General features: G+C 48.5%; 16 protein-coding genes. 11 read left to right on the forward strand and 5 right to left on the reverse strand.

Annotated elements, in window-relative coordinates:
• Positions 1–18: 18 nt before the first annotated feature.
• Positions 19–1,077: a M20/M25/M40 family metallo-hydrolase gene (locus WOA58_RS18455; RefSeq protein WP_340605768.1), complete on the forward strand. Its 1,059-nt coding sequence runs from the start codon at positions 19–21 to the stop codon at positions 1,075–1,077.
• Between the two features lie 10 nt (positions 1,078–1,087).
• Here WOA58_RS18455 and WOA58_RS18460 read toward each other — a convergent pair whose 3' ends face one another.
• From WOA58_RS18460 to WOA58_RS18470, 3 genes are all read right to left on the reverse strand, one after another.
• On the reverse strand, positions 1,088–2,326 hold the full coding sequence (locus WOA58_RS18460; RefSeq protein WP_340605769.1) for a serine hydroxymethyltransferase: 1,239 nt from the start codon (positions 2,324–2,326) through the stop codon (positions 1,088–1,090).
• 108 nt (positions 2,327–2,434) lie between these two features.
• Positions 2,435–2,893, reverse strand: coding sequence for a hypothetical protein (locus WOA58_RS18465; RefSeq protein ID WP_340605770.1), 459 nt, complete (start codon positions 2,891–2,893; stop codon positions 2,435–2,437).
• Between the two features lies 1 nt (position 2,894).
• The gene (locus tag WOA58_RS18470) at positions 2,895–3,749 is read right to left on the reverse strand and encodes a DUF3100 domain-containing protein (protein WP_340605771.1); all 855 of its coding nucleotides are present in this window, start codon (positions 3,747–3,749) and stop codon (positions 2,895–2,897) included.
• A gap of 872 nt (positions 3,750–4,621) precedes the next feature.
• Between WOA58_RS18470 and WOA58_RS18475 the strand changes: the two genes are divergently transcribed.
• The 9 genes from WOA58_RS18475 (at position 4,622) to WOA58_RS18515 (ending at position 13,074) form a co-directional block, all read left to right on the forward strand.
• Positions 4,622–5,065: a universal stress protein gene (locus tag WOA58_RS18475; protein WP_340605772.1), complete on the forward strand. Its 444-nt coding sequence runs from the start codon at positions 4,622–4,624 to the stop codon at positions 5,063–5,065.
• 147 nt (positions 5,066–5,212) lie between these two features.
• Entirely contained in the window at positions 5,213–6,223 is a 1,011-nt protein-coding gene (locus WOA58_RS18480; RefSeq protein ID WP_340605773.1) for a TRAP transporter substrate-binding protein, read from the forward strand.
• Between the two features lie 11 nt (positions 6,224–6,234).
• Positions 6,235–6,777 (forward strand): TRAP transporter small permease, encoded by a 543-nt coding sequence (locus WOA58_RS18485; RefSeq protein ID WP_340605774.1) that lies wholly within the window; start codon positions 6,235–6,237, stop codon positions 6,775–6,777.
• Positions 6,770–8,059, forward strand: a complete 1,290-nt coding sequence (locus tag WOA58_RS18490; protein WP_340605775.1) for a TRAP transporter large permease — start codon at positions 6,770–6,772, stop codon at positions 8,057–8,059. Before WOA58_RS18485 ends, WOA58_RS18490 begins: the two co-directional genes overlap by 8 nt.
• 115 nt (positions 8,060–8,174) lie before the next feature.
• The gene (locus WOA58_RS18495; protein ID WP_340605776.1) at positions 8,175–9,365 is read left to right on the forward strand and encodes a UxaA family hydrolase; all 1,191 of its coding nucleotides are present in this window, start codon (positions 8,175–8,177) and stop codon (positions 9,363–9,365) included.
• On the forward strand, positions 9,362–9,685 hold the full coding sequence (locus tag WOA58_RS18500) for a UxaA family hydrolase (RefSeq protein WP_340605777.1): 324 nt from the start codon (positions 9,362–9,364) through the stop codon (positions 9,683–9,685). Before WOA58_RS18495 ends, WOA58_RS18500 begins: the two co-directional genes overlap by 4 nt.
• Positions 9,685–10,797, forward strand: a complete 1,113-nt coding sequence (locus tag WOA58_RS18505) for a UxaA family hydrolase (RefSeq protein ID WP_340605778.1) — start codon at positions 9,685–9,687, stop codon at positions 10,795–10,797. The genes WOA58_RS18500 and WOA58_RS18505 overlap by 1 nt, the downstream gene beginning before the upstream one ends.
• A 1,519-nt stretch (positions 10,798–12,316) precedes the next feature.
• Complete coding sequence (locus WOA58_RS18510) at positions 12,317–12,706, forward strand: hypothetical protein (RefSeq protein ID WP_340605779.1); 390 nt, start codon at positions 12,317–12,319, stop codon at positions 12,704–12,706.
• Positions 12,703–13,074 (forward strand): hypothetical protein, encoded by a 372-nt coding sequence (locus WOA58_RS18515; RefSeq protein ID WP_340605780.1) that lies wholly within the window; start codon positions 12,703–12,705, stop codon positions 13,072–13,074. The genes WOA58_RS18510 and WOA58_RS18515 overlap by 4 nt, the downstream gene beginning before the upstream one ends.
• A gap of 280 nt (positions 13,075–13,354) precedes the next feature.
• Here WOA58_RS18515 and WOA58_RS18520 read toward each other — a convergent pair whose 3' ends face one another.
• Together WOA58_RS18520 and WOA58_RS18525 are read right to left on the reverse strand one after the other, a co-directional pair.
• Positions 13,355–14,554, reverse strand: a complete 1,200-nt coding sequence (locus WOA58_RS18520; protein ID WP_340605781.1) for a tyrosine-type recombinase/integrase — start codon at positions 14,552–14,554, stop codon at positions 13,355–13,357.
• A gap of 315 nt (positions 14,555–14,869) precedes the next feature.
• Positions 14,870–15,313 carry a universal stress protein gene (locus WOA58_RS18525; protein WP_340605782.1) on the reverse strand — a complete coding sequence of 148 codons (444 nt, stop codon included), beginning with the start codon at positions 15,311–15,313 and terminating at the stop codon, positions 14,870–14,872.
• A gap of 247 nt (positions 15,314–15,560) precedes the next feature.
• Here WOA58_RS18525 and WOA58_RS18530 point away from each other — a divergent pair, with 247 nt between their 5' ends.
• Complete coding sequence (locus WOA58_RS18530) at positions 15,561–16,331, forward strand: IclR family transcriptional regulator (RefSeq protein WP_340605783.1); 771 nt, start codon at positions 15,561–15,563, stop codon at positions 16,329–16,331.
• Positions 16,332–16,523: the final 192 nt, after the last annotated feature.

Raw genomic sequence — 16,523 nt, forward strand, 5'->3', positions numbered from 1 at the left:
TGAGAACTGGTGGTACGCATGGATCCGATCACGCTTCTGGAACAGCTCATCAAAATTGAAAGTGATTCGGAGATCGCCCGTATTCAGGACTTCATTCTGGATCAACTCAGTGACGCTGACCTCGATTCTACCGGCTGTATCATTGCTCGGAAGGAAGGCGATGAACCGGGACCATCACTCCTGCTCAACACGCATATGGACGTCGTCTCTCCTCATCTCGAGTTTGAACGGGATGGTGGTCGTATCAAAGGACGTGGAGCAGCCGATGCGAAAGGGAGTCTCGCAGCGATGATGAGTGCATTCTCCGCAGTGGAACCGACAGCCGGTAGCGTCGAGCTCGTGATCTCACCGGATGAAGAGACTACCCAGCAAGGCCTCTACAACTACCTCTCCGAAGGGATCGATATCGACTTTGCAATCGTTGGTGAACCGACCGGGTTAGATGTGTGTCCGGCAGCTCGCGGGCACTATGACCTTCTTGTCACCCTTACTGGTGAATCTGCCCATGGTGCAACACCTGAAAGCGGTGTCAATGCAACTCGCTGTGCTGCAGCTGCAATTGCTCGTATCGAACGTCTCCCACAGCTAACCGATGATCTACTGGGGACGAACAGTTTCACGCCAACGATCATTCGCGGTGGGAACCGTCCAAACCAGGTCCCAGATCACGCGGAATTCGTCGTCGATTACCGAACCGTCCCCGCTGAATCGCGTGAGGAAGCCATTTCGACCATCGAGCAAGCTCTCGATGGTATCCGCTGTGAGTATACCGTAGACCTCTACGAGAACGGATCTTCGCTAGCCGCGTTCAAAACAGACTCTTCGGATCCGTTCGTCGCTTCGTTCCAGTCTCATACCGAAGCTGAAACCGGATTCACGCCGGCGATCAAACCGTTTGACGCGGCGACAGAGGCAGCCTTTTTCGCTCCGTACGCCCCGGTCGTTGTCTTTGGACCGGGACGGATTAGCGACGGTGATCAGCCAATCGCGCATTCAGCACGCGAATTCGTTCCGGTCGCTGACGTTGAGAATGCGGCTCACGTGCTAACGGAATACCTCACAACCCAGCTCGATTGACGCCCATTACTCACTGGTATGTCTGACACAGGGATTCGATTTCGGTTGCGATCAGCTCCAATTCGTGTTCCTCTCGAATATTATCGAGGGCGCGGACAATCCATTCTGCGATGGCTTCCATATCGCTCTCGGTGAACCCCTGCGCTGTGAGGTTCGTCGTCCCGAATCGAAGACCGCTTGCGTCGGATGGCTGCCGTGGATCGTTCGGAACTGACGCTTTGTTCGCGATCACACCTGCTGCTTCTAGAGCCTGTTCAGCCTCAGATCCAGCGATGTTGTGGTGGGACTCCTGCAGATCGATCAGTACGATATGTGTGTCCGTTCCATCGGTCATAACACGTATTCCGTGATCCGAGAGAGACGCTGCGAGTGAACGCGCATTCGCGATGACACGGTCGATATACTCGGTGAACGTCGGTTTGAGTGCTTCTGCGAAGCCGACTGCTTTCCCAGCAATATTCGGCATCGCCGCCCCACCCTGTAATCGCGGGAACAATGCTGTATCGATTGCTTCTGCGTACTCTTCGTCGCTGAGTATGAACCCGCCCCGTCCCGTTCGGATCGTTTTGTATGTCGAACCGGTACAGAAATCCGCGACACCAACCGGGGATGGATAGCGATCTGCAGCGATCAACCCGGACAGGTGAGCGATATCCGCCAGATGGTATGCATCAGCTGTATCCGCAGTTTCTTGGATTTGCTGCCAATCGATCTCGCGTGGGTACGTTGAGTACCCTGAAATAATCATATCCGGGTCGACTGTTTCGGCTCGTTGTGCGATCTCATCGTAATTGAGACGTCCGGTATCAGTATCCAAGTGATAGTACTCTGTGTCGTAGAGATCACCGCTCACATGAAGATCGGATCCGTGCGTAATATGGCCGCCGTCACTCGGATCAAGGGAGAGGATCGTATCGCCCGGTTCCAGCACTGCGAGATAGACAGCAAGGTTCGCGAGCGAACCGCTGTGTGGCTGAACGTTGACGTGATCTGCCCCCCAAAGGTCTTTCGCGTACTCGATTGCTAGCGATTCAATCTCGTCGATGTTCTCGGCGCCAGGATAGAGACGTGAACCCGGATATCCAAGTGCATTCCTGTTCGTCAGAACGCTTCCTTGCGCTTCCTGAACAGCAGGGGTGGCGATATTCTCAGAAGCGATCATCATAAGACTCGTTTGTTGGAGCTCTTCTTCGTGCTCGATAGCTTGGTTGGTATCTGGGTCGGCTGATCGAACGTGCTCGTCTGGCATTCTATGTAGTCAGTTCCGACGTAGTGAAATTAGTATGCCGGTATAACATACCACGAACTCTGAATAGGTAATTCGGAAACGTACGATAACGGTAACTGAGAGCTAGTGTTAGATGATTCCTTGCATGTCAAGGATGAGTTCTGCAATGAGTGCGGACCCAACGAACGTCCCGAACATTGCAATCACCGTGATAATTACTAGTTTCCAGCTGATCTGCTTCAATCGATCTGCTTGCATTGCGACGGAGAGGCCTGCATACGCCAGAATTGGAGTGGCTGTCGCCAAGAAGTCGATCCGTTCAGTGTACTCCAAGAACGGGCCTTGGACCGGTGAGAACGGGAGGGCTAAGATGGTTGCAATGAGAATCGCCCACGCAATTCCAGGAAAGTTGACTGGGACTTCTCGTGCTAGCACTAACGATACTAGTCCAATTGCGATGATCATGATCATGCCTGGAATCGCTTCGATGATGCCGATCCCATAGCCAACGGTGTTCCCGATGATCGTGATAATGCCGACGATGATCAGCATCTTCAGTGACTCAATCGCGTAGGTCGCTCGATCCATGTCAGTCATCACCTCCGAGGATCGGGTAGAGTTTCGCGTAGAGCACGTTGATCAACGGCAGTCCGATGAACAGAACGACCCATAGGCCGGTGAAGCTGGTGAGGAGATTGCTTGTGGCTGCGAACGAGAGGATCTGTTCTTCGGCGACCGTTGTCGAGACTTGGGCGAGCGAGGCAGAGCAAGCAGTCATCATACTTGCACTCCCCATCCCACATGCCATCGAGAGCGATAGCGGATGTAGACCTGTGAGTGGTGCGAGTCCGCCGAGAATCCCGAAAAAGATCGTTCCAATGAACGTTCCGATCAGATAATTACCTAGAACACCGATCCCTTCCGGTGAATCCGGACCGTACCGCTCTGTGACGATACCGTATACCGGTTCTCGAGCGACGCTGACAGCTGCGCCAATCGCTTCACGCTTGAGGCCGATAAGCAACGCGACTGGAAGCCCGATGAAGATCGTTAGGAGGTTGCCGATCTCTTGGAGGAGGAACGCGGGTCCGGCTTCGATGATGTCCCAGAATGCTGGGGCGACTAACGTTCCGTAGCGCACCCCGAGTGGCATGAGGCTGATCAGAATCAGTGGTGTACTGATGGCACTGACTTCTTTCGGGGCAATTCGGCGGAGGGATGTGATGTAGGCGCCGAGGACCCTGAAACTGATCAGCATCCCGAATATAACGGCATACAACATCGGTAGCACGATCACCGCAGCTGGTCCGACTGGGTATTCGAGTGTCCCGATAGCTTCCGAGGCGATGACGATACCGAGAACTAGTAGATGAGCTTTCAGGTGAAACGTCCATCGGCCAGTTGTGCGTATCGGGTCCCACTCATCCGTTTCAGTACTGTCCATGCTCTCTGAGATCTCTGCGTCAGTTTGGCTGTTCGACATTCTCTATCACGGCTGAGTTGAACTCAGAAAGAACCATACATATAGTTGGCTGTTCGCCCTTCTATCAGCTCGCTCGCATCCGATTTCCGCCCACGTACCTACAATTGACTCGGAACTACGCGTCAGCAAAACAGTTACATTCGACGTGGGACGACCCCTCATTCCAGCCACAGATCCTCGGTCAGCTTCCAAGTACTCTCACTGATCTCGGCATTCTACGAGTACATACTTATCGAAGCGACCGGAATCGATACGATCTCGCTGCGTACAACACAACTCGGATGGACCAATTCTTGTTGATGTCTACCGACGAGACAGAGTCTATGTGGGATTAACGCCTTTCTGAACGTTGCTTCTCAAGACTAGGTTGCGCTGAGAGTATCGTGTAGCTATTATGGTTCCTACTCTTAATGAGCGTCGAGTTTCAAGAAGCGCTACTTGAGCTCCGAGAGATTCCAGAGAGAACATTGAGTTATACGTCTCACCGGCGGGAGCTATTCTGGGCTGAGTCTATTTATTATCGGTTGGTGTTCATAGCCATATCGTAGACGTAGCACTCAGAGACTTGAGACTTAGACGGTATCATGTCCAGATTGCCTTGCGAAATGATCGATATTGGAATGTTGTATAATTATCAGAATTCGCTTTGAATCAGGGGTGCGCTCTCCGATATTGTGACTAATTATCATAATCTGTATTTGTAGATCCGATCTTCTATTACATTATATCATTCATCAGAGGGAACACTATCTATAGAGATAGACTCCTCGATCGCATCGTAGATATTTCGAATTCCCAGTTAGATATATATACGAGGTATAATTAGCATTTGTATGGAACGTGCTCTTGTCGTAGCGGAGGATTCAGAAGTGGGTCGACAGCTATTAAAAGAAGCGGCTACTCTCGCTGCAGGAATTGATGCGGAGCTAGTTGTCTTGCAGGTCCTTGATGAGAAACGGTATGATGGCAGCCTGGAAAGAAAGGTTCAGAGTGGAAACAGTAATCAAATAGATAGTATTGACGACATTACAGAAGAATTGCGGCTTACAGCTGATGCTCTTGCTTCAGATATCGTTGATGGTGTCAGTTATCAATCGATAGGAAGAGTAGGAAAACTACCAGATATTATTATAGACACTGCGGTTAATATGGATTGTGATCATATATTTATCGTCGGTGAGCGCCGATCTCCAACGGGGAAAGTTGTGTTTGGTGACAACGCTCAATCGGTTATCCTTCAGTTTGATGGTCCCGTAACGACATTGATCGATAACTGATTTAGTTTATATATTTTCATCATTACTGGTGAGTTCGGGTAGAGAATAACATATTACTATAACTAGTAGAAATGAGTAACGAGTTCCGTCATCCATGGTTTTATTTAATGGTAGATCATCGCGTTCAGTGTCGAGGTAACAAGACGCATGAAAGAGAAGATCACGCGAAGAGGAGTTCTTGCAAAATCCGGTATAGCAGCAGTAACCACAACAGGGCTGGCAGGCTGTTTAGGTGATGTGACAGATGACACGACTAGCATAACACTGGCTAGTTCATTTGAGCCAGGTCATATCAACGTTGAAGCTGCCGAAATTTTCGGGGACTTAGTCGAGGAAGAGTCGGATGGAAACATTGAGGTAGACGTCTCTGCCGGCGGTTCGTATGGCGCTGAGGATGAAATTGCGGAATTGGTTAGTGAAGGTAGCGTAGAGGGGTCCGCTGGAGGGGCTCTACCTCATACAATCTATATTCCGGAGTATTCCTTCTTTATGGGGGGACCGTATGTGATCGAGGACTTCGATCACATGCTTCGTGTAATGGATTCTGATCTCATGGATGGTGAGAATGAAGAATTGATCGAAGCAGGTAACCAGCGCCGCATAGGTAATGTTATCTATAGAGGGTGGCGGCAGTTTACGTCGAACGTCCCCGTTCGTACACCTGATGACTTAGGTGGTATCAATCTCAGATATGATGGAATTGACTCGCGTGGAGACATCTTCGAGGCTGTTGGAGTTGATCCAGTACCGGTTCCTCTCGATGAGTTGTATAGCGCTCTTCAACAAGGAACCGTTGATGCATCTGAGGGAGACGTGGAACAGATATACTCGTTCAATTTATTCGAGGTTCAAGATTACCTCAGCCTCACTGAACACTTGTTAGAGGTGGGCTTATTGTACCTCAACGAAGATGTGTTCCAAGGACTGGATGAATCAGAACAGGACCTGATTCTCGAACTCGCCGAAGAAGCAACAGATGAGGCGAGTGAGATTGCAGAAGACCGGGAAGAGGATCGCATGGATGAACTAGCAGATGAAGGGATGGAGATAGTTGAGGATGTGGAAGTAGAGGCATTTAGGGAAAATGCACAACCTGCGATAGAAGACTGGTTTGAAAGTGCCTGGGTTGGCTCGTATGACGAAGTTCAGGATATATAGATCAATCTTCCATGGATATTGATCAATCATTAGGTCTGGAAAAATCTAGCGTATTTGATAGGTTAGTGCTATATTCTGGAACATTATTTTTCATTTCGACAGTTGTCTTAGCATCAATACAAGTCTTTGTGCGAGTAATTGATTTCGGGATTGCGTTAAGATGGACTGAGGCGCTAGCTCGATTTGTCTTAATCGTTGGTACTTACTTCGGTGCTGCTGTTGCATCCCGGAATCGAGAACATATCCGTATACGGTTTGTCTTGGAAAAGTTAGAGGTAAAAAATCATACAGCACACTTAGTACTTAAGATAGCCATACAGCTAATCATTATCGTGTTTGTGTTAGTTGCAGTATGGGCAACAGGAGCTGCTGCAATAAGCAATATCAACACTGGTCTACCAGGGACTACATTTGTTACATCGGGCATGATTTACGCAGGAATTTGCATCGGATTCCTCTGCATGGGCGCATATGAAATCTCAATAACTAGGTATGATCTAGAAGAATTGGTCGATAATCGTTCAAGGACAACGAAAGAGGTAAAAGATGATTGAATTAGTAGTAGTAGCGACGCTCTTCCTTGGAGTGCTACTTGCACTATATGCAGTTGGTGTCCCCGTCGCAGTCGCAATGGGTATAACCAGTATTATTGTAATGGTTTCCCCTCTCGGGGGAGGATTTAATCTAGGAACTATTAGCAACCAATTGTTGTTTGGTCTCAATAGCTTCTCTTTGTTAGCTATTCCGTTTTACCTTCTCCTTGGCCGATTGATGAATTATATCGGTGTTACTGAACGTATTTTTCGATTTGCTAACGCCCTTGTAGGGCAATTTCGCGGAGGAATTGCTCACGTGAACGTTGTTGCGAGTGTGATTTTTTCAGGCATGTCTGGTGCTGCGGTAGCTGACGCAGCTGGTCTAGGCCGAGTTGAATATACCGCCATGAGGGACCATGGATACGACAAGAAATTCTCTCTGGGAGTTACTGGAGCATCCACAATTATAGGACCGCTGGTGCCGCCGAGTATTCCATTGATTATGTATGGTGTACTAGCTGAAGAGTCAATCGGGGATCTATTCTTGGGCGGTATATTCCCCGGTCTCTTGTTAGCACTCATTCTGGTCATTATGATTGTGATCCTCTCAAAAGTCAGAGGGTATGAGCCAGACGCAACTTTTGACAAACGAGAATTCTGGGAGAGCTTTAAAGGCGCATTTCTGGCAATTATGGTTCCGATACTGATTGTTGGCGGGATCCTCTCTGGCCTGTTCACCGCAACTGAAGCAGGAGCCGTCGCGGTAATATACACTCTATGTTTGGGTATGTTGTACGGTGAGATGACCTTAGGTGGATTAGCACAGGAATTGCAGGAAAGTATGGTAGAGACATTCGCACTTACGTTTATTATCGGTGTCGCAGCTCTTTATGGACTGGTCGCAGTCCAATTGCAGCTACCGATAATGATGGCTGATGCGATAACCGCGATCTCGGATAACGAGCTAATCGTGATTTTGCTATTGGTTGCTCTTTTACTCGTTGTTGGGACGTTTATGGAAACGATTGCCGCAATCACGATCCTGGTTCCAGTTATAGTTCCAATTCTTGATCAAGTTGGGATTGATCCTCTCTATTTCGGAATTGTAATGGTGCTTACCCTAATGATTGGGCTCCTCACGCCTCCCTTCGGAATCGTCCTGTTCGTGCTTGAGAAGGTAACTGACGCTTCATTAGAGGAAGTCATAAGAGGTATACTTTTATTCTATGTTCCAATGTTCTTGGTACTTCTTATCGTTATTCTATTTCCTGAGTTTGTTCTGTATATCCCTAACCTCTGAAATCCTCTACCACTGTTTGGGAGTATTAGCTGTGTTTATACCGTCTCGTATGTGACAACGTGTCGGGATAACAATAACCAAAGACTATTAATGATAGAAGAGAAACAAGGTTACAATGAGTGCAGAATTCACAGGCTATAGGCGTCCAGATGGTAGAATCGGGGTGCGTAATCATATAGCAGTTATACCAACTTCGGTGACAGCGAGTGCGGTTGCTAATCAAATTGCAGCAGAATCCGATACACAGGTGCGAGCCACTCCCCATCAGATTGGTGCCAGTCAACCTCGTGTAGCTCGCAAACACACAGAAAGGGTTCTCTGTGGTATTGGACAGAACCCCAATGTCGCAGCAACCCTACTAGTTGAACTGGGTACAGAGGATTCAGACGCAAATGAGTTAGCTGATCAAATTAGCGAGTCCGGCAAGCCAACGAGCACTCTGACTATTCGTGAGGTAGGTAGTGTTGCTGAAAGTATAAAAAAAGGAACTGATAAAGTAAGTGACTTCCAAGAGCATGCTAAAAAAGCCCGTCAAGAAAGCGCAGATATCTCAGAAATCATATTCGGTGTTGAATGTGGAGGAAGTGATGCAACTAGCGGTATTGCCGCTAATCCTGCTGTTGGTAGTGCTTCGGAACAACTTGTCGAAGCAGGAGGAACCGCTTGTTTTAGCGAAACGCCGGAATTCATCGGTGCAGAACATATATTAGCTGAGCGGTGTGTCAATGATGAAGTTCGTGCTAAGTTGCTAGAGAAGGTGGACAAGAGAGAAAAATTGGCTGACCTGATGGGCGTGGATATGCGAGGGGCTCAGCCTTCACCAGGTAACCAGGAAGGCGGACTAACAACCATCGAAGAAAAAAGTCTAGGCGCGATCTCGAAAGGAGGAAATGCACCTGTGCGTGGTATCGTTGATTACGCTGAACGTCTCCCTACTGGAGGTGGTCTTGTCCTCATGGATACGCCGGGTTATGATGTTGAAAGTGTAGTTGGAAAGGTAGCAGGAGGTGCACAAGTTATTGCATTCACTACTGGCCGGGGCAGCACTACTGGAAACCCGATAGCACCCGTCATCAAAGTAACTGGGAATCCGAACACCTGGTCGCGAATGAGCAACAACATCGATGTGAACGCAAGTACAGTAGTTCAAGGCGAGTCGCTCAGTTCTGTTGGGACACGTCTTCTTGAGAAGATTGTAGCAGTTTCAGATGGAGAACTTACTGAAGCAGAGCGGCGGGGTATGCAAGAGTTTGCAATCAATGAGTTGCAGCCAAAGGAACTTGCCTCTTTGGAGGAAATAGCATGAAAGGAAAGATACTAGATAATAAGGCTCTTGTCATGCATGCTGAAGATACTGTGGCAACCGCTCTCGAAGACTTGAAACCCGGACAGAAAATAAATAAGGATGACACTACTATCGAGATCAGCGACAGCATACCATTCGGTCATAAATTTGCTCTTTGCCCAGTGTCCGCTGGTGATCCTATCCAGAAGTATGGAGAAGTAATTGGTACCGCTGACAAAGATATCCATTCTGGAGCATGGGTACATACCCATAATTGCCGAAGCACTCGTGGTCGTGGCGATCTTGCCGCTAACAACGCGGCTTCTGGAGGTAAAAGCTAATGACCCTCCAGCAGGCTCATATCCAGTTCGATGGGTTTGAACGCTCAGCAGGTACTGTAGGGATTCGTAACCGGGTGCTCGTTCTTCCATCCGTCATCTGTTCGCATATTGTTGCTGAGAACATTGGAGAGCAAATCCAAAACGCGGTTGTTGCTCCGCATGACCATGGCTGTGCGCAGATCGGTTCGGATAAAGAACAAACCCAGCGAACCTACATCGGTATTGGAACTAACCCAAACATTGCAGGAGTGCTGGTCGTTGGTCTGGGATGTGAAGGGCTGCAGAGTGGAGACGTAGCCGAGCTGCTGGATCAGGCTGGATGCGCGGTCAAAGAAATCTCTATCCAGGACGTTGGTGGGACAGATCCGTGTATAGAGCAGGGAACTCAGATTGCTAAGGAACTCGTTTCTGATGCACAAACTACCGGCCGTGTCCACGCAGACTTATCAGATCTTACTGTAGGGATAGTGGCGAGCGACTGTGATTCAAGCAGTCTTGACATTGCAGATCCGATAATCGGGAAAGCAGCCAAGAGTGTCACGGAGGCTGGCGGTAGAGTCCTCGTTGCAGGTAGTGAGCGGGTCCTTCCTCATCGTGGTGCGCTGCAATCACGCCTTGATGCTACTGCACAGAATCAACTTGAAGAACTGTATGGGAGGCATGAAGGAAATGTATCGAGAACAGCACGTGTTGAGGAGAAGGCTAGACAAGTAGATTTTGAAGCACTTAGCCGGCTATGGGATGATCAGCCGATTGACGAGATCATACCGTACGGAGGGACACCGAACTTTAAAACAGGTGTAGGGCTTCTTGATGCTCCCAGTCGATTTTCCGAAGCAGCAACTGGGCTGGCGGCTGCTGGTGCACAGCTGGTTCTCCATTCGACAAGCGAAGGGATCCCCGCTGGTCATCCATTAGTGCCTATACTCAAAATAACAGGCGATGAAGATACGTACGCAGCTCTTCCCAACGATATTGATATTAATGCTAATGCTGCAAGCGCTGACGATGTCTTGCAAGCAATCGGGGAGACTGCGAACGGCGAGCAAACCTGTACAGAGAAACATGGTCTTACAACCTTCGCAATCACCCGCGTAGGCCCCTCTATGTAGCTACGTACCTTGTAGACTTCTGATTCATCGGAACTTCGGATTGGTGTGTTGGGTCCACACACGCTCTTTTTTGTACTCGCTATTCTGCAGAGCCCTGTATCGATTTTCATGCTGCCTATGTCGGTGCTTTCGTAGCGATCAGTATGCAGTCTAAGAGACTGCTGATAGCGAGTAGGTGTTCTTCATGGAGTTTTCTCGGGTGTAGTAGCTTCAGTCGGCATTGCCTCAACGGCAACAGTCTGGTGAATTTATAAGGTACCCTCTCCTTAGCGGTTGATACACGGCTGCTAACGCGTTCGAAGGTGCTGGTGATCCTCGTAGAACGAGGTGTCATTCAGACAGGAGGGGGTGCACTCTAACATAGTCAGAATCGGGACAAATCCATCTTCTAATAGTACGACAGTTCCTCAACCAATTCCACTACCTGCACATTCACTTCCTCCACCCGATCCAACGCCTCACTCGCCTCCACAAACTCTTGCTCTACTTCCTAATACTCCCGCTGAATCAGCCATTGCGATCATGTCTTTGATCATCCCTGACGAAACAGAATCTACGACTAATTAGCGTCACTTAGAACGATAGATATGGTGACTAGGCTGCAAGTTCACTGAGATCGGCGCAGAGATGATTAGACGGGTGGCATCGGCTTAATTGGTGGTCGGAGGTCCCATGGATGCACGTTCACTATGTAAGTAGTAGATGAAGCAAGCTCGACGTTGTTTTTGATAGAGCAGCGAATCGGCCTGTAGCATCCTTAACCGGCGGCAGGTACTCCGCCAGCGTGTGTGATATGATGTGTCATGGTATAAGGATACTGGTAGGAGCTCTGATTATCACAGGTTGTGCAACAAGAAAGGGATATGATGGCAGATGTTGCACAAAGTATTCTGCACCTCCTCTTTTGGAATCATTAGATTATTGCCTTGTCCCACTCCGAACGAGGGGTGTCTCCGGCTGTTTAGATCTCCGCGTTTGAGATGGCTGGCTACCAGCACGTGGCTATGAATATCGCCAAGAGAGGCCGTGTAGATTAGTTTGAACATTCGAAAGAAGGGGTCTCGACGATTATGCGCAGTCGTCTTCCGTGTGCATGAGGAGTATGCTGACTCCCTTAGTCAGAGACTGACGTTTCATGGACCGGATGATGCTCTCTATGGAGCCTCTTTTAAGTATGGTTAGCTACAATCTGGATATATGAAGGGAGGAACGATACGTCGTTCCTACTGTTCTGCTGTGCACTGCTGCTTTCAGCGACGAAGCTATGAGCAGAGGGTAGTCCTTCTTCGGAGGATCGACCCTGAGCAGTAGGTATGATAGCCAGTTGTTCCTCTCGATAATAACAGAAGAAAGTATAATGAGTAGGGGTAATTCGAACAGTAGGCCGCGTCCACCCTCTGTCTCTTGGGGAATGACTCTTCCAGGACGGACGCCTCATGACGATAGTATCGACGCGTCCTCAGAAAATCTTGGCAGAGGTCGTGATGGCCATGAGTATAGTGCAGGATACGATTCACAAATGGCGACCCGGATCGGCGATGAAGAAGATGGTGATCCTCGGGCTGAGCGACTCCGAGAATTGCATGAAGGGCGTCACCCCTCCGATGGAAACCCTAGTGTTCGTGAAAGCCAGCGAGATAAAAGACGTATTGCGCAGGCGATCTGCTCAGCATTGCCATTAGCAGACTATGAACGTGAGATTGTTGTCGAAAACGTTGAATGCGTCGATATGACGCGATTTGGGCATCAAAAATCGATTACACGCGTGACGCTGGGACCCGTTGCAGTCATCGTTGATCAGCGGCTCCGTAGCGATGTCCAGTGTTATGAGTATCTCGTCTCAAGATCCGATGAGTTTCGGTCACTTCAGGAGCATCACGATATCTCGATGACGCTCTTTCAACAGTGAAAGACGGAGTCAAAGACGCTCTCGTAGATGGTAGTATATGTGTTGACCAGGGTGTACCAAACCGTGATTCCGGACTTCCTGCGCCAACACCAACGCACGAGTTACCAGACGAGTACTGGACAAGCAAATCTGCGGAGTACTGGACTGATATAGCTAAGGATTGGCAACGTATCCCCGAAGAATGGAGAGACGGGGTTCCTGATGAGTACCAGACTCTCATTGGTCAGCTCCGTGACTGGGAACCCTGTGAAATTACTGAAAAACACTCTGAAGAAGACATCGAAGCTGAGGCCGAAGAGTTGGACATTGAAACTGAAGCCGAAAGACTAGTAGCTGAAATGGAAGCTGAGAGTAACGACTCTTCCTAAAATAACAATGATTCTATCAATAACTTCCGCCCCAGTAGCGACGCTTAGCGTATTCGTGGTGTTTGCTATTTTCCTCCTGGTGAGTTTCGCCGTAGGTTACGCGAAGCGTGATATGGAGATTCATATCACTTTGTTCGAGTTCTGACGCTGATAGTCAACTGAACTAATGATCTCATCAACGCTTAGATAAATCTATAGCGATGCAGTAGGCGGTGCCGCGGCACCGGTAACTGTAGTGAGTGTTGTATCAATTACAGTCCGACACGGCGTCTCAAGACGATCACTGCTCGTCAGACTGACTGAGCATTTCACTCGCGCGTTTGGCTCCTTCAGTCGCATCGATATGCGAGTAGTGGTCTTTCGTCGTTTCGAGACTCTGGTGGCGCATCAAATCCTGCGCAGTCCCACGATCCATCCGGTAGAACGTGTCGCCAATCCCACGGCGAGCCCCGTGGAGCTGGAGATACCCGGGACCTTCGGGTGGTGTCGGAATATCGAGCTCTGCGGCCTCACAGAGCCGTTTCATCACGCTCCGGGCACCCGTCGTTGTGATCGCGGGTGGCGTGATGCAGTACTCTCGTAGCACCTCTTCGATCGGGTTTTCGTCGAGAATCGCTTCTATTGACTTTTCGTTTCCATCCTCTATTTCGCGAAGATGCGTGCGAGCACACTCGTAAAGTGATGGTGCGTGTCTCGTCGGAAAGACGGGCCAGTCGTCCGATGGTGGATCGCTAATCGTTCGATAGCGTTCGACTGCGGGGATCGCTTGCTTGAGAAGCCACGCTGACTGGCGTTGTTGGTTCTTCCCGAGGACGGAGATCGTTTGCTCCTCGAGGTCGACGTCACGCCAGCGAATACCCTGACGACCGGTGCGGTTGTCGTGTTCGGAACGGAAGACTTCGGATGCACGCATCCCTGTGAACGCGAGTACAGCGACGAGTGCGCGGTCTCGAGCTTCGACGTCGGCATCCATACCTTTCTCGTCGATGGCGTCGTGAGCACGTTTGTTGACGTAGTTGAGAATCTGGGTTCGTTGGTCTGGAGTCCAGAACTGCTGTTGGGACTGCTGTGAGGCGGATCGTTCGGGCATCGATTCTTGAGCGAGCCCGGATCGTGCGTAGTTCTCTTGGAGATAGCCCCATTTGGAGGCCCAGCCGAGAAAGGCCGAGATCGTGCTGTAGTAAGTCCAGGCAGTGGAGCGAGCGATTCCTCCATCCGTTGTTTCGGCTTCGTTCGCGGCGACACGACGGCGCAGATGTTCGGCGTAGTGAGCGAGGACGGTTTCATCGAGCTGTTCGAAGCTCTCGATGTCTCGTTGGTCGAGCCAGTCGATCCACTGACTGATGACGCGCTTGGCGTTGCGCCGGTAGTTTCCTGAGTCGTCGCCTTTGGCTTTCGCCTCGAGAAACTGCGTGAGTCCTTCTTGGAGTGTTGGAGGGCCTGCTGTGGTGGTTGAACCCTGGGGTTTCGGGTCGGGCATGGAGTTGGATGAGTAGAGGGCGTGGGGGGTAGTAAATCTACTTGTGACTTGTGACTTAATCAAAAGTGAATTGCCAGGCCGCTGAATCGGCTATATTTCGCAGATATAACGCTGCTAGCCCGAGAATGGCATTCTATAAACTGTATAGTACTACATAGAAACCTGAACTAAAGTTGCGAATCTTCTCAATACGTGCATGGGGATCTCCTGTTCTAGAGAGGATTAGTGGTGGTAGCTCCGGAAATCTTTTTAGATCACACATCGACCACAGTATCTGAAGGAAACAAAACTACAGCACAGTAAACAATGTTGATGTTAATGGGTATATACCGTCACAGGACCTTCAAAATTTAGAAGTACTGATTGAGCATCATCTCCAAATAAAATCTTTCCAGTTGGTGACTTTTCTGCCCCAGTAATGAATATATGGTCACAGTTATGTTTATCTGCTTCTGAAAGAACTACTTCTGAGGGCTCACCTGATGAAGTAATAATTTCATAAGATACAGTTAGATCCGATAACACTTCGTTAACCAACGTTTGTACGCTATCTGCTGATTTTTCTATTATATTACTAATACTATCTAGATCGTGGCTTGCTTGGTTAGCTTGACGCCGAACTTCCGCGGAGTATGCTTCTTCATCAATCACATTTAGCACAATCAAACTTGCTTCAGTACTCGCTGCAAGCATACCTGCCTCTTTGAGTAAGCGTGTACCTACGTCTGATTCATCCACGACAGCGAGTGCTCGCTTCATAATTAGTGCAATCTTACCTCTCCAATCGTAAATAAATTGTGCCCATCGAATACATGGTTCTAGTACCTTGCAGATATCCTTTGGTAGACTGTTCCCCTATAGAAAACAGTGATTCTAATCTCACATAGGATTACATACATACGGATGTTATATAACGCGCCCTAAATCATCGCCATTCACAAGAGGTCTTTATCAGTCGTTCCCAAGGAGGGAACATATTTATAATGGATTAGAGCTATTATGCCCTATGAGCAGAGAAGAGAAGTACTCAGGAAGAACAATCCGGTCAGTACAGCTATCATTTAGACTTATTGAGGCACTTCAAGTACAGGGTGGGGTAGGAGTGAGTGATTTAGCAAGCAAGCTGGGTCATTCAAAGAGTACAATATACAGCCACTTACGGACACTCGAACAAGAGAACATCGTTGTCCAAGAGGAGAGTGGATACCGGTTGAGCCTTCGAATGCTGGATATAGCAAACAGCGTGCGAAATCAGTTTGGCAATTATGAAGTAGTTCGCAAGGAGGTTAACAAACTAGCAAACGAGACAGGTGAAATAGCACAATTTGGTATAGAAGAATATGGAAAAATCTCATATCTTCATAAATCAACTGGTGATCAGGCAGTTGAGACTGCATCTGATATTGGGAAACAACAGCCCCTGTATTCTACAGCACTTGGAAAGACTATTTTGGCACACCTATCCAGACAAAAAATGTATGAGATCACAAGCAGAATAGACTACTCAAAAAAGACGCCTAATACGATTACCAACACGAGTGATTTGCATGAGGAACTTGAACAGATCTCTGAACGAGGTTATGGGGTTGATGATGAAGAAAACATCGAGGGGCTTCGATGCGTCGCTGCCCCTGTAAAGAAAGGAGATACTGTCTTTGGCGCAGTTGGGATTACTGGCCCATCAAGCCGGTTCACTAAACAACGTATTGAAAACAGTCTCTCCGACAAAGTCAAAAGCACCTCAAATATTATTGAGCTGAACACCAAGTTTTCATAGATATTGTAAATGGCTATTATTATCTAGTTGTCTCCGAAATACTCTGCATCAGTTGCTCATATATTTCTTCTATACGGCGCTGATCTTCGTCTAAAAATAACTTGACATATAATGTCATCATCATGTAAATATCAAATAGATGATATTATGCCGAACATTTATACTATTTCATCTATTATGTGCTGGTGTAAC

It is taken from the genome of Halalkalicoccus tibetensis, assembly GCF_037996645.1.
GTDB lineage: Archaea > Halobacteriota > Halobacteria > Halobacteriales > Halalkalicoccaceae > Halalkalicoccus > Halalkalicoccus tibetensis.

What these genes read in the sequence shown, in the direction of transcription:
- WOA58_RS18460 (WP_340605769.1), bottom strand. Translation starts at nt 2,326, where the DNA reads ATGCCAGACGAGCACGTTCGATCAGCCGACCCAGATACCAACCAAGCT.
- WOA58_RS18490 (WP_340605775.1), top strand. Translation starts at nt 6,770, where the DNA reads ATGATTGAATTAGTAGTAGTAGCGACGCTCTTCCTTGGAGTGCTACTT.
- WOA58_RS18505 (WP_340605778.1), top strand. Translation starts at nt 9,685, where the DNA reads ATGACCCTCCAGCAGGCTCATATCCAGTTCGATGGGTTTGAACGCTCA.
- WOA58_RS18495 (WP_340605776.1), top strand. Translation starts at nt 8,175, where the DNA reads ATGAGTGCAGAATTCACAGGCTATAGGCGTCCAGATGGTAGAATCGGG.
- WOA58_RS18520 (WP_340605781.1), bottom strand. Translation starts at nt 14,554, where the DNA reads ATGCCCGACCCGAAACCCCAGGGTTCAACCACCACAGCAGGCCCTCCA.
- WOA58_RS18480 (WP_340605773.1), top strand. Translation starts at nt 5,213, where the DNA reads ATGAAAGAGAAGATCACGCGAAGAGGAGTTCTTGCAAAATCCGGTATA.
- WOA58_RS18475 (WP_340605772.1), top strand. Translation starts at nt 4,622, where the DNA reads ATGGAACGTGCTCTTGTCGTAGCGGAGGATTCAGAAGTGGGTCGACAG.
- WOA58_RS18455 (WP_340605768.1), top strand. Translation starts at nt 19, where the DNA reads ATGGATCCGATCACGCTTCTGGAACAGCTCATCAAAATTGAAAGTGAT.
- WOA58_RS18530 (WP_340605783.1), top strand. Translation starts at nt 15,561, where the DNA reads ATGAGCAGAGAAGAGAAGTACTCAGGAAGAACAATCCGGTCAGTACAG.
- WOA58_RS18500 (WP_340605777.1), top strand. Translation starts at nt 9,362, where the DNA reads ATGAAAGGAAAGATACTAGATAATAAGGCTCTTGTCATGCATGCTGAA.
- WOA58_RS18470 (WP_340605771.1), bottom strand. Translation starts at nt 3,749, where the DNA reads ATGGACAGTACTGAAACGGATGAGTGGGACCCGATACGCACAACTGGC.
- WOA58_RS18465 (WP_340605770.1), bottom strand. Translation starts at nt 2,893, where the DNA reads ATGGATCGAGCGACCTACGCGATTGAGTCACTGAAGATGCTGATCATC.
- WOA58_RS18485 (WP_340605774.1), top strand. Translation starts at nt 6,235, where the DNA reads ATGGATATTGATCAATCATTAGGTCTGGAAAAATCTAGCGTATTTGAT.
- WOA58_RS18510 (WP_340605779.1), top strand. Translation starts at nt 12,317, where the DNA reads ATGGCGACCCGGATCGGCGATGAAGAAGATGGTGATCCTCGGGCTGAG.
- WOA58_RS18525 (WP_340605782.1), bottom strand. Translation starts at nt 15,313, where the DNA reads ATGAAGCGAGCACTCGCTGTCGTGGATGAATCAGACGTAGGTACACGC.